Annotated in this window: 12 protein-coding genes; 3 read left to right on the top strand and 9 right to left on the bottom strand. The window is 34.0% G+C overall.

What is annotated here, in order from left to right; genetic code table 11:
• Positions 1–46: 46 nt before the first annotated feature.
• Positions 47–580 (top strand): gamma carbonic anhydrase family protein, encoded by a 534-nt coding sequence (locus tag JCM15579_RS00620; protein WP_054714244.1) that lies wholly within the window; start codon positions 47–49, stop codon positions 578–580.
• Between the two features lie 50 nt (positions 581–630).
• On the opposite strand, the gene murI is transcribed toward JCM15579_RS00620, so the two are convergent.
• The 8 genes from murI to JCM15579_RS00580 form a co-directional block, all read right to left on the bottom strand.
• The gene (gene murI / locus JCM15579_RS00615; protein WP_054714241.1) at positions 631–1,458 is read right to left on the bottom strand and encodes a glutamate racemase; all 828 of its coding nucleotides are present in this window, start codon (positions 1,456–1,458) and stop codon (positions 631–633) included.
• 89 nt (positions 1,459–1,547) lie between these two features.
• Complete coding sequence (locus tag JCM15579_RS00610; protein WP_054714238.1) at positions 1,548–2,063, bottom strand: OmpH/Skp family outer membrane protein; 516 nt, start codon at positions 2,061–2,063, stop codon at positions 1,548–1,550.
• Between the two features lie 29 nt (positions 2,064–2,092).
• A complete protein-coding gene (locus JCM15579_RS00605; RefSeq protein ID WP_054714235.1) occupies positions 2,093–2,614 on the bottom strand; it encodes an OmpH/Skp family outer membrane protein in 522 nt (173 codons plus the stop codon).
• 75 nt (positions 2,615–2,689) lie between these two features.
• Positions 2,690–5,203: an outer membrane protein assembly factor BamA gene (gene bamA / locus JCM15579_RS00600; protein WP_054714232.1), complete on the bottom strand. Its 2,514-nt coding sequence runs from the start codon at positions 5,201–5,203 to the stop codon at positions 2,690–2,692.
• Between the two features lie 24 nt (positions 5,204–5,227).
• On the bottom strand, positions 5,228–5,974 hold the full coding sequence (uppS, locus tag JCM15579_RS00595; protein WP_054714231.1) for an undecaprenyl pyrophosphate synthase: 747 nt from the start codon (positions 5,972–5,974) through the stop codon (positions 5,228–5,230).
• 3 nt (positions 5,975–5,977) lie between these two features.
• Positions 5,978–6,664 (bottom strand): type IX secretion system protein PorG, encoded by a 687-nt coding sequence (gene porG / locus JCM15579_RS00590; RefSeq protein WP_172677340.1) that lies wholly within the window; start codon positions 6,662–6,664, stop codon positions 5,978–5,980.
• A 187-nt stretch (positions 6,665–6,851) separates the two neighbouring features.
• Entirely contained in the window at positions 6,852–7,736 is an 885-nt protein-coding gene (locus JCM15579_RS00585; RefSeq protein WP_054714225.1) for an NAD kinase, read from the bottom strand.
• A 128-nt stretch (positions 7,737–7,864) separates the two neighbouring features.
• A complete protein-coding gene (locus JCM15579_RS00580) occupies positions 7,865–8,530 on the bottom strand; it encodes a CBS domain-containing protein (protein ID WP_054714222.1) in 666 nt (221 codons plus the stop codon).
• Positions 8,531–8,636: 106 nt separating this feature from the next.
• Between JCM15579_RS00580 and JCM15579_RS00575 the strand changes: the two genes are divergently transcribed.
• Both JCM15579_RS00575 and JCM15579_RS00570 read left to right on the top strand, forming a co-directional pair.
• On the top strand, positions 8,637–9,350 hold the full coding sequence (locus JCM15579_RS00575; protein WP_054714219.1) for a pyridoxine 5'-phosphate synthase: 714 nt from the start codon (positions 8,637–8,639) through the stop codon (positions 9,348–9,350).
• Between the two features lie 83 nt (positions 9,351–9,433).
• Positions 9,434–10,210, top strand: a complete 777-nt coding sequence (locus JCM15579_RS00570) for an alpha/beta fold hydrolase (protein ID WP_054714217.1) — start codon at positions 9,434–9,436, stop codon at positions 10,208–10,210.
• A gap of 356 nt (positions 10,211–10,566) precedes the next feature.
• Here JCM15579_RS00570 and JCM15579_RS00565 read toward each other — a convergent pair whose 3' ends face one another.
• The gene (locus JCM15579_RS00565) at positions 10,567–11,676 is read right to left on the bottom strand and encodes a hypothetical protein (RefSeq protein WP_054714214.1); all 1,110 of its coding nucleotides are present in this window, start codon (positions 11,674–11,676) and stop codon (positions 10,567–10,569) included.
• Positions 11,677–11,739: the final 63 nt, after the last annotated feature.

The following is an 11,739-nucleotide window of genomic DNA, read 5'->3' as shown; positions in this document are numbered from 1 at the left end:
GATTTTATTTTGATTATCTTTGTATTTATAATCAAACTAAATAAGAATGGCTATTATTAGAGATTTAAACGGAAAATCACCAAAGTTTGGTGAAAACTGCTTCCTAGCCGAAAATGCAGCTATCATAGGAAACGTAGAAATGGGAGACGATTGTAGTATTTGGTATAGTGCCGTTCTTCGCGGAGATGTTCATTACATTAAACTTGGCAACAATGTAAATGTTCAAGACAATGCTACCATACATGCTACATATAAAAAGTCACCAACCAATATTGGAAACAACGTTTCTATTGCGCACAATGCAGTTGTACACGGCTGTACCATTAAAGACAATGTATTAATTGGCATGGGAGCGGTTGTATTAGATGACGCAGTAATTGATAGTAACTCCATTATCGCTGCAGGCTCAGTTGTTACAAAAGGAACTCACGTAGAATCAGGTAGTGTTTATGCGGGTTCACCTGCAAAAAAAATAAAAGAGATTAGCCCTGAACTTCTTGAGGGTGAAATCAATAGGATAGCCAACAGTTATGCTATGTACGCAAGTTGGTATCAAACTGACGAAGAAACAATTGAATAGAATAATTTTCTTTCAATAAAAATAGCCTTCGTATTAATGAAGGCTATTTTTTAATAGGATATATGTTTTGCTTTTAAGCTAAGATTTAAAAATCTACTTGCCTTTTCCTCAAAACTATCAACAAACTCTGTAGTGAAAAATTCTATTTCCGAGTTTTTTGAGCACCTAACATCCATTTCTGGGTGCCTCACCAAATAATCTTTCAAACTATTCGCTACAATTTCCCCCTGAGAAATTAGTTTTATATTATCAGGAAGAAATTTATGGATTTCCTCCTTTAATAATGGGTAATGTGTGCAGCCTAAAATTATCGTATCAATCTGAGGGTCTTTTTTTAAAAGACTATCAACATTCTTTTGAATAAAAAATCGACCACCTTCGGTTTGAAACTCATTATTTTCAACCAAAGGAACCCACATTGGACAGGCTTCCTGAATTACCTTAATTTCTGGATATAACTTTTTAATTTCTAAAGGATATGAATTCGAACGCACGGTGCCTACAGTTCCAAAAACTCCTACATGCTTCGACTTAGTTCGCAAGCCAATCTCTTCTACACTTGGCCTAATAACACCCAATACACGTTTGTTGGAATTAATTTTTGGCAGGTCACACTGCTGAATTGTTCGAAGTGCCTTTGCTGAGGCTGTATTACACGCAAGTATCACCAATTCACAACCCATAGAGAATAACTGTTCAACCGCCTGCAATGTATAGTCGTATACCACATCATACGATCTGGTCCCATAAGGGCTTCGTGCATTATCTCCTAAATAGATAAAATCATACTCGGGCAATTCTTTTAAAAATTCATTTAAAATACTTAAACCTCCATATCCAGAATCAAATACACCTATTGCTTGCCTATTATCATTCATGCAATTAATTTTTACTACATCACAATTGGTAAAAATAAAAAAGGTGGTATTAAAATACCACCTTTATCTATAATATCTTAAAAGAATATCTATTGTAGACCTAATTTAGCTTTTACCAATGGCATAACATCAATACTATTGTCTGAATTAAACAAGATTACACCAGTACTGATATCCAAAATATAAGTAAAACCATTTTCAGCTCCAACATCTTTAATTGCTTTAGATGCTTTGTCAAAAATAGGTTTCAATAGTTCATTCTGCGTTTTTTGCAGTTCTTGTTGTGCAAAACCATCAAAAGTTTGCATACGATTTTGAAGTTCTTGAATTTCCTTTTCTTTGATTGCTCTAACTGCGTCAGTTAAAGTTTCTCTATCTGCAATATATGCTTGAGCTAATTTTTGATACTCAGCTTTCATTTCCTGAATTTGCTTATCGTATTCTTCAGCTTTTGCTTGAATTTGCTTTTGAGCTTGCTCTTTTTCTGGCATTATAGACAATAATTCATTTGAATTAATATGTCCTAATTTTACAGTTTGTGCAAATAAGTTAGCTCCTGTAAGAAGGAAAGTGGCTACTAATGTTACTTTTAAAAATTGTCTCATAGTATACTCAGTTAGTTTTTATTTGATATTTATTTAGTTCTTATACCCAATTTATACAGCACCTTATCACTTAAATCAAATTTTTCATTGCTGTATATGATTGTTGGCCCATTAGCACGATCAATAATCATACCATAACTCCCAGACTTTGCTATCTCCTTGATTGCCTCATAGATATCATCCTGAATAGGCTTCATTAATTCTTGTCTTTTTTTATAGAGCTCTCCATTTCGACCAAAGTATTTTTGCTGCAATTTTTGAGCTAATACTTCTTTATCATGAATTTCCTTCTCTCTCTTTGTTCGCATTTCTGATGACAGAAAAACCTCATCTGCCCTAAACTTTGCATGTAATTCTTTAATTTCAGTCGCAACACTTTCAATTTCATTTTGCCATTGCGTTGAAAATTGATCCAATTGCTCCTGTGCATTCTTATAATCAGGTATCTTATTCAAAATATATTCTGTATCGACAAATCCATAGCGCTGTTGAGAGTATACATCTCCTAAACCAACGACTAATACTATTATCAATAAGATTATTCTTTTCATATTTAAACCTTTTACAAACAAACTCTAAATTAAGCTAAATTAAACGAGTAGTCAATACTCAATTCTTAAAATATGTTAAAATTGTTGACCAATCACAAAATGGAACTGACTACCGTTTTGTCCAGGTAGATTAGCTTCATCGAAACCATAAGCCCAATCAATTCCCAAAAGACCAAACATTGGTAAGAATATTCTTAATCCGACACCGGCAGATCGTTTTAAATTGAATGGCTGAAAATCTTCAAAATCATACCAAGAGTTACCCGCCTCAGCAAATGCCAATGCATAAATTGTAGCTGATTGACTTAAAGATAATGGGTATCTAACCTCAGCTGTAAGCTTAGAATAAACATTACCACCTAAACGTCTACCATTATTTTGAATTGGTGTTAAAGATCCATTTTCATAACCTCTGACCCCAATATTATCACTACCATACATGCTATAACCTGACATTCCATCACCACCAACTTCGAATCCTTCAAAAGGAGATCTTTTGTGTTTGTCGTAATACCCTAAATAACCAAATTCTGCACCTGTATAAAGTACTAATTTATCATTTTTAGGAAGTAAACCATTATACATTTTACCTTTAAATACCCACTTGTGATATTCAATCCATTTGTACTTTTCATCGTCATCCGCTCTCTCATAGTCCAAATCCTCAAATAGAGAGTAAGGAGGTGTAAATTTCAAACTTAAAGAGAAAGAAGAACCTCTACGCGTATACAATGGATTATCTATAGAACTTCTTGATAATGTAGTGGTGAAACTAAAGTTATTTGAAGTTCCATCCGATATTAAATAGTAAGCCCAGTTCTTCAATCTAAAATTCTGATAACTTACCTCATTATACAAAGAAAAATAATCATCAGGCCATTTTAAACGACGAGCCAATCCAACACTAGCACCAAAAATCTTTTGACTTTGTCCTGTATCATAACGATCAGAACCTTGCGTGTAATAATATGCATTACGATTAAATCCTGTCTGTTGCGAGTAATAAATCGACGTACTTAATGAGGTAGGTTTTTTTCCTCCCAGCCAAGGCTCCGTAAACGACAAACTATATGAGTTATAATAAGAACCATTTGTTTGAGCACGAATACTTAAGGTTTGACCATCACCAGTAGGAAGTGGACTCCAAGCCTCCTTGTTAAAAATATTACGAATAGAGAAGTTCGAGAATCGTAATCCGACAGTACCGATAATCATACCAGCTCCCCAACCTCCAGAAAGCTCAATTTGGTCATTTGCTTTTTCTGCCAACTCATATGTAATATCTACAGTTCCACTTTCAGGATGTGGCTTTATATCCGGATTTATTGCTTCAGGATCGAAGTGCCCAAGTTGGGCCAACTCTCGCACAGAACGAATAATATCAGATTTACTAAACAATTCACCTGGATAAGTATATAACTCTCTTCGAGCCACATGTTCGTGAGTCTTTGTATTACCTACAATGTTAACGCGATCAATCGTAGCCTGCTTACCTTCAACCATTCGCATTTCGATATTAATCGAATCCTTTCCAATTACCTTTTCAACAGGATTTACATTAAAAAATAGATATCCATTATCTAAATACAAATTACTTACAGCATCATCATCTTCTCTTAATCGTTCATTCAAGTAGGTCTGATTGTACACATCACCTTGCTTAAGCTTTAGAACTCTATCTAGATCATAACTAGTATAAACAGTATTCCCAACCCAAGTAATATCATTAAAGAAATACTGATTTCCTTCTTTTAGTTTTAAATACAAGTTAACTCTGTCATCAGAAACCTGCTCAATACTATCAGAAATGATAATCGCATCTCTATAACCTTCTTCGTTATATTTTGTAATCAAACCAATCTTATCCTCGTACCACTTTTCTTCGATGTACTTAGATGATTTAAAGAAGTTTCTTAAGCGTTTTTCTTTGGATCCCTTAATAGCCTTCTTTACTTTTTTATCCGTAAGAGCACTATTCCCTTCAATAAAGATATTCTTGATTTTAATTTTATTGTTTCTATCCATATTGATATCCAAAATCACACTATTTGGTTCATTTGGATCATCTCTTTGCAACACATTAACATCAACATTGTAAAATCCTTTTTCTTTGAAATAGTTCTCAACAACAATATTAATGTTTGATATCATATAATCTGTTACCTGAGTTCCTTTTTGAAGCTTTAACTTTTCCTTAAGTTTATTGGTCTCGCTTTTAGAAGTACCAATGTAATTTACCTCAGATAATCTAGGTCTCTCTTGCAGATGAATATTTAAATAAATCTTCTTATCAATTAACTTTGTTGCTGTAATCTGAATATCAGAAAACAAACCTTGTTTATACAGCTTATTAACTGCCTTAGTAACCTTATCTCCTGGCACTTCTAGCTGAGATCCAACACGCAATCCTGATATTTGTATCAGCACATTAGTTTCCAGATGTTTTACTCCTGAAACTGTTACTCCACCCAATTCGTAAGTTTTAGGGGAAGTGTAATAAAGAGCTGGATTGTAAATCGTATCGGTTTCCTGCGCTATCGCAGTAAAACTTATAAAAAGGGTTAAAATAAAAGTTAATCGTTTAATCATTACTTAGCTTATAATGGTTAATTCTTAATTATCTGTTAACTGTTCACTCGTTTTACCAAACCTGCGTTCTCTGTTTTGATAATTATACAAGGCTTTATACAATTCCTCTTTATCAAAATCAGGCCAAAACAATTCAGTAAAATACAATTCGGCATAAGCCAATTGCCATAACAAGAAATTACTGATTCTCGTTTCTCCACTGGTTCTAATCATTAACTCTGGATCAGGAATACCTGCAGTTGTCAAGTGATTTTCAAAAATTGAATCATCTATATCATCGGCAGACATTTTCCCATCAGACACTTTATTTGCAATCAACTTAACCGCGTTCACAATTTCCCATCTCGCGCTGTAACTTAAGGCCAAAACTAAAGTTAATCCAGTATTTACAGATGTTGTATTGATGGTTCCATTCAATTTTTCTCTTACCTCTTCTGGCAAACTATCTAGATTCCCAATGGCCTTTAATCGAACATTGTTTTTCATTAAAGTTGGAGTCTCATTTTCGATAGCCTCTACCAATAAAGACATTAAGCCAAGAACTTCATCTTGTGGACGATTCCAATTTTCAGTTGAAAATGCATAAAGGGTTAGGTATGAAATTCCTAATTCTGCGGCTCCTTCGACAGTTTGTCTTACCGCTTCAACGCCATTCTGATGGCCTACAATTCTATGTTCACCACGCATTTTTGCCCAGCGACCATTACCATCCATTATTATTGCCAAATGAGAAGGCAACTTTTCTTTTATAATCTTTTCTTTGAATGACATATATTACTTAACAAATCGACCGTATGAATGACACTCTTCATTATCTGGAAATAGTTTGTAACTAAACATGATTCCAAAGAAGGATGCCCAATCGTTATTGTGCATTAAATTGCTTTCATTTAAACTATGGGGATCATCTAAATGATCCAAATTATCGGTAAATGTTTTCCTAAAACTCCACTCTAAGGCCGCAGTCCATCTTCCTCCCAGGTTATATTTAAATCCTGCTCCCATAGGAATAGTAAAAGATGATTCGGTACTACTTGGCGCAATATACCCGATACCTGCCGTTACATAGGGAACCAACTTTTTGGTTCTCGATTTTCCCGGTGCCCAAAATGGTTGAAAATTAAATTCTCCTTGCAAAGACAAATCAACCACATCAGTATCAAAAGAAGCTCCTCTATTACGCTGATATTGATTCTTAAAATCACTATCCTCTCCTTTTAATCCGGAAAACAACATACTTGCTCTTAAAGAATATCTGGGATTAAAGTTATACCGATATATTCCCCCAATAGCAACAGAACTTGAATAAAAATGATAGGTATGATTAATATCCCCCATGTAATAGGCTGCTCCTCCAAAAAAACCTAATTCTGCTTTGGTTTGCGAAAATGCCGAATTACAAGCGACAAAAAAAAGTATACCAAAAATCAGTCTGCGCATAAAAACAAATTTGTTTTTCACCTGTAAATTTAATTTGAGAGCGTCACACATCGCTTTAATGCCCTGTTGAAACAGGATGTATTCTCCCAAATTTCATTCACAAGCTACAAAAGTAACATATAATCTTAAAAATCCTTATTTCAGGGGTAAAATATAATGCCTATCGAGTTAAATTTTGTTAAAATGAAAAACAGTACTACTTAGATTATTAATTACGTTTATCAACACCCCACATAAGCTTATTACGCAAGGTTCCGTAAAAGCTATGAGTTTTCAATTTTAAAACTCGAATTTTAAAATTTGATTTTTTTATTTTAAGTTCAATTGAAGAATCAAATGTACATGAGCGAGAATCCAAGGAAGCTAAATAGCTATCACTTCTCCCCTCTACCTTTAAAGTAATTTCATGATAATTTGGAACTACGATAGGACGAACCGTTAAGTTATGAGGGGAAATCGGAGAAATAATAAAATTCTGAGTATTAGGTATAAGTATTGGTCCTCCTACGCTTAATGAATATGCTGTCGAACCTGTTGGGGTAGCAATAATTAAACCATCAGCCCAATAAGAGTTCAAATACTCATTATTCAGGTAGGTATGAATGGTAATCATTGAAGCTGTATCCGTTTTATGCACAGTAAACTCGTTAAGTGCATAATTGAATTCTGGGAATAAACCATTTTTTGAGGTTTCTAATTGAAGCAAGCTCCTTTCTTCGATGGTATAATTCCCCTCAAAAATATCTGACAAGGCCTGCGGAATTTCATCCTGTGCAATATCTGCCATAAATCCCAATCTACCACTGTTGATCCCCACAATTGGAATTCCTGAATCCCGAACAATGGTTACAGCTTCTAGAAAAGTTCCATCTCCTCCAATAGAGAAAACAAAATCTACATCTTTATTCAAATCATCACACCCTTTGTAATATCCATTAACCGGTGGTTTAAAATTGATTTCACGAATTAAAAAATCGTAAAATGGTTCGTATATATCTACCTCCACATTGCGTTTGGCAAACTCGTCGAACATGAGTTTAAAGCTATCGGTGAAACTTTCATTAAAGAGTCGACCAAAAAGAGCTATTTTCATCTAGTTTGTGTTTGTTTTGTTGATTTTCACAGATAATTGCACACATAAAATATTCAATATCTGTAAAAGCAAATATAAAAGTTTCTCTTATTCGGTAAACTCAAATCAATAAAGATTTGAAGATTTAATTAGATGTTCAGAAATCGCATGAAAGAATTGTAACGATCTTCCAACATGTCCTTCATATCATCTTCACGCACATAAGTAGTTTTTATCGTATAATCGTAACGCAAAAATGTTTGAATTATTGAGGTTAAATTGCTACGATTTATTTTTATGGTAAGTTCTATTTTTCTGGAATCAGTCGCAGACTTTACATACAAACTTAATATTTTAGCATCATTACTCTCAACAATTCTTGAAATCTCACTAAGAGAATAATCAATAGAATTAAGCTCCAACACAATAATTCCTCCTGGTTCTCTCACTGAAAAAATCCTTTCGATATACTGCATTAAATCATTAAGAGTAATTAGTCCTACATATGTTTTTTCGTCTTCTAAAACTGGAATTACAGTAAGTTTAAGTCGAGATATAATTTCAATAACATCATATATATGGTGATTTTCCATTACATATGGACTAAACAAAGACAGTTTCTGTTTTCCTATTGACTCCTCAGCCTGATTTAGATCGTAGATATCATTATCCGAAATTAAGCCCAAAAACTCATCTCCTTTCACAATTGGCAAATGAGATACTCGAAAAATCTCCATCCAGTTTAGTGCCTGAATTCCAGTATCCGTTTCCCTTAAAACAGGAACTACATCAGAAATTAAATCTTTTGCGATCATAAATAGTTTTTCTAGGAATTACTTTTATTTTTGCCGATAGGTAAATGAGTTACGATTTTTAAACTGCGCTTACCTTACATTTTAATCAATTTAAGATTCTATTAAAATGACTAGACTTAGTGTAAATATAAACAAAATTGCGACATTACGAAATGCCCGCGGTGGCAATACTCCTAATGTTTGTGAAGCAGCAATTAACTGCGAACGTTTTGGTGCTGAAGGAATTACTGTTCATCCTCGTCCAGACGAGAGACATATTCGCTATCAAGATGTTAGAGATTTAAAACCATTGGTAACTACCGAATTTAATATTGAAGGATATCCTTCGCAAGATTTTATAGATTTAGTTCTTGAGGTTAAACCAGAGCAGGTAACCTTGGTTCCTGATCCACCAGAAGCCATTACTTCAAACGCTGGCTGGGATACAGTAAAGAACAAGGATCTTTTAATTGATATTATTTCTCAATTTAAATCTGCAGGAATCAGAACCTCTATTTTTGTTGATACCAATTTAGATAATATTGAAGGTGCCGTGGCTACAGGAACCGATCGTATTGAATTATACACAGAGCCTTATGCTACCGAATATACTGAAGATAAAGAAGCAGCTATTCGACCATTCGTTACAGCAGCAAAAAGAGCTAACGAATTGGGGCTTGAAATTAATGCCGGTCACGATTTAAGTTTGGAAAATCTTCAGTATTTCTATCAGGAAATTCCAAATTTGGCCGAAGTTTCAATTGGTCATGCTCTAATTTCTGATGCTTTATACTTTGGATTAGAAAACACAGTACAGATGTATAAAAAATGTCTTAAATAATATTTCAAGGATATATCTTTAGAAGGGTGCCAACATGGCACCCTTTCTTTTTGCAATTTAAAGATCTGTTATATCTTTACTTTATGAAGTTGAATTATAGAAAAATCGGGAAAGGTTATCCATTAATCATTGTTCACGGATTATATGGCTCCTCGGATAACTGGTTGAGTGTTGCCAAAGAGTTAAGCGACAATTTCGAAGTATTTATTTTAGATCAAAGAAATCATGGTGCATCGCCTCATTCCGATTCTCATACCTACGAAAATCTTAAAGAAGATTTATTGGAATTTATGGATGATCACAAAATTGAAAAGGCTAGCCTTTTAGGTCATTCAATGGGTGGAAAAACCGTAATGTTTTTTGCTGCAGATTATCCTGAAAGAGTAAACAATTTAATCGTAGTAGATATTGCACCAAAAAACTACACGAAGATTTCTGATTATGCTCCACAAACAATCGATCATGAAAATATTGTTTCGGCAATGTTGAACTTCGATTTATCCAATTATAATAGCAGAACGGAAATCGATCAAAAATTAGCTGAAAGTATTTCCAGCGAACGGGTACGACAATTTCTTCTCAAAAATTTAAAGCGAAACGATAACAAAGAGTTTGTTTGGAAACTAAACATCAAAACTATTAGTGAATATTTGCCGCAGATTATGGATGGTATGGATAAGGAGAAATTTCAGAAAGGAAAAGGGATTACAGGCTTTCCGGTTCTCTTTATAAAAGGTGACAACTCCAATTACATTACCGATGACGATCATCAGCTGATTCGAACCATATTTCCCTATGCTGAAATCACCTCAATTCCTAAGGCTGGTCACTGGTTCATGCCGAACAACCTAAATTACTAGTAAAAACAATTGAGTATTTTGTATTGGATTAATTTTCCACAAAAAGATAAAATATACTATTAATCAATGATAGTCAGACATAAAATAAGCTCTTCCGTTAATGGGAGAGCTTATTTTATTTTTTGAAGACCTCTTACGCTGGCGGAAATGATCATTTATTTTTTTTACAAGCTCTCACGCCTGCGGAACACATCCTTTAGTTTTTTGATGATCTCTTCCTTTGGCGGAACACGTAAATTATTTTTTCGATGAGTCCGAACGCTGGCGGAAGAATTTATTTGCCAAAGAAGTATAAAAACCCAAAAATAGAAACCTCCACTAATAGCGAAGGCTTCATATCTAAAGTCTTTTTTATTCTACCAAACACCTGCCTTGAACACGTATCTGGTAACCGCCTGAATATTTATCTCTTTATTCGAGCTATTATCTGGATGAATATCATCTTCATATTTAAATCCAGAAATTTTAATGTAGTAATCTTCGCCAACTTCCAATTCAGACAAAGCTTGTAATTCGTTGGCAGTTGTAGCATCAATTACAATTTCCTTCTCCTCACCTGCACTTGCAGTTTGTCTGGTACTTCTAAATTTTGGCAGATATTCATTTTTATTCTTGTCCAAGATTTCAACATAGTAGTAAATGTTATCCTCATCAATTGCTTTCCAGTTGATCGTTACAGTACCACTTTGACTTGCATGAGTTGCTGTAGTGGAAAAATTATTCAAAGCTTTAATTCCTGATTCGTAAAGCTGATCTTCCAATTTATAATTCTCTCCACCAGCCTTAACCACAAATTTCACAGTTTGATTTCCCGTAAAATTCTCAAGATAAGCTTCACGATCCGATTCTTTAAGGTAATAAACCTTCTCTCCTTTAAAGTCTGTAAATGCTTCCAAATCGAAACTTGTTGATTCATCAAGCAAAACCTTTGCTTGGCTTAATTGACCACCATAAACGGCATACTCCATTTTATAATCAGATTCATATGATCCATTAACCAATCTTAACTCATTCACCACATAGGCGTCAGCAGTAATATCATTAATCGCATCAATATCCGTATAAAACTCTCTAGAACCATTTGAACTGTTAAGTTTTAAATAATTACTTTTTGAGTTTGATTGAATGAACCATTCCTGACGATTATTTGGATCGATTGATTCATCTTCAATTATCAATTGATTATTTACTAGCGACCATTCTCCTACCACTTTATCACGACGCCCGCTAAATTCCTGTTTCTTCAAAACATTCCCACCTTCAAATCTGTAAACGATCAGCGCATCATCACGCTTATAGTCTCCCGATAAAAAAGGATTAGCATACCAATATTTATTGGTCAGGTCAGATGGTTTGAATTCAAATTCTTCCTCATCGCCACCATTGCTTCCTCCGCATGAACACAATGAAATAACCCCAAATAGAGCAAAGGCAAATGATAGTTTTTTATAAATTGAATGATTCATTCTATTAATATTTTTCAGGTTTAAATTATTACTACTCTAGAATTGTTAAACACGAAAAAAGTT

This window comes from Marinifilum fragile JCM 15579 (assembly GCF_001310955.1).
Classification (GTDB): Bacteria; Bacteroidota; Bacteroidia; order Bacteroidales; family Marinifilaceae; genus Marinifilum; species Marinifilum fragile.
Note: the sequence above shows the minus strand (reverse complement) of the source record. Positions and strands in the feature narration are given on the sequence as shown.

Coding starts and splice junctions, on each gene's coding strand:
- JCM15579_RS00580 (WP_054714222.1), bottom strand. CDS start 8,530: ATGATCGCAAAAGATTTAATTTCTGATGTAGTTCCTGTTTTAAGGGAA.
- murI (WP_054714241.1), bottom strand. CDS start 1,458: ATGAATGATAATAGGCAAGCAATAGGTGTATTTGATTCTGGATATGGA.
- JCM15579_RS00565 (WP_054714214.1), bottom strand. CDS start 11,676: ATGAATCATTCAATTTATAAAAAACTATCATTTGCCTTTGCTCTATTT.
- JCM15579_RS00575 (WP_054714219.1), top strand. CDS start 8,637: ATGACTAGACTTAGTGTAAATATAAACAAAATTGCGACATTACGAAAT.
- JCM15579_RS00610 (WP_054714238.1), bottom strand. CDS start 2,063: ATGAGACAATTTTTAAAAGTAACATTAGTAGCCACTTTCCTTCTTACA.
- uppS (WP_054714231.1), bottom strand. CDS start 5,974: ATGTCATTCAAAGAAAAGATTATAAAAGAAAAGTTGCCTTCTCATTTG.
- JCM15579_RS00605 (WP_054714235.1), bottom strand. CDS start 2,614: ATGAAAAGAATAATCTTATTGATAATAGTATTAGTCGTTGGTTTAGGA.
- JCM15579_RS00570 (WP_054714217.1), top strand. CDS start 9,434: ATGAAGTTGAATTATAGAAAAATCGGGAAAGGTTATCCATTAATCATT.
- JCM15579_RS00620 (WP_054714244.1), top strand. CDS start 47: ATGGCTATTATTAGAGATTTAAACGGAAAATCACCAAAGTTTGGTGAA.
- bamA (WP_054714232.1), bottom strand. CDS start 5,203: ATGATTAAACGATTAACTTTTATTTTAACCCTTTTTATAAGTTTTACT.
- JCM15579_RS00585 (WP_054714225.1), bottom strand. CDS start 7,736: ATGAAAATAGCTCTTTTTGGTCGACTCTTTAATGAAAGTTTCACCGAT.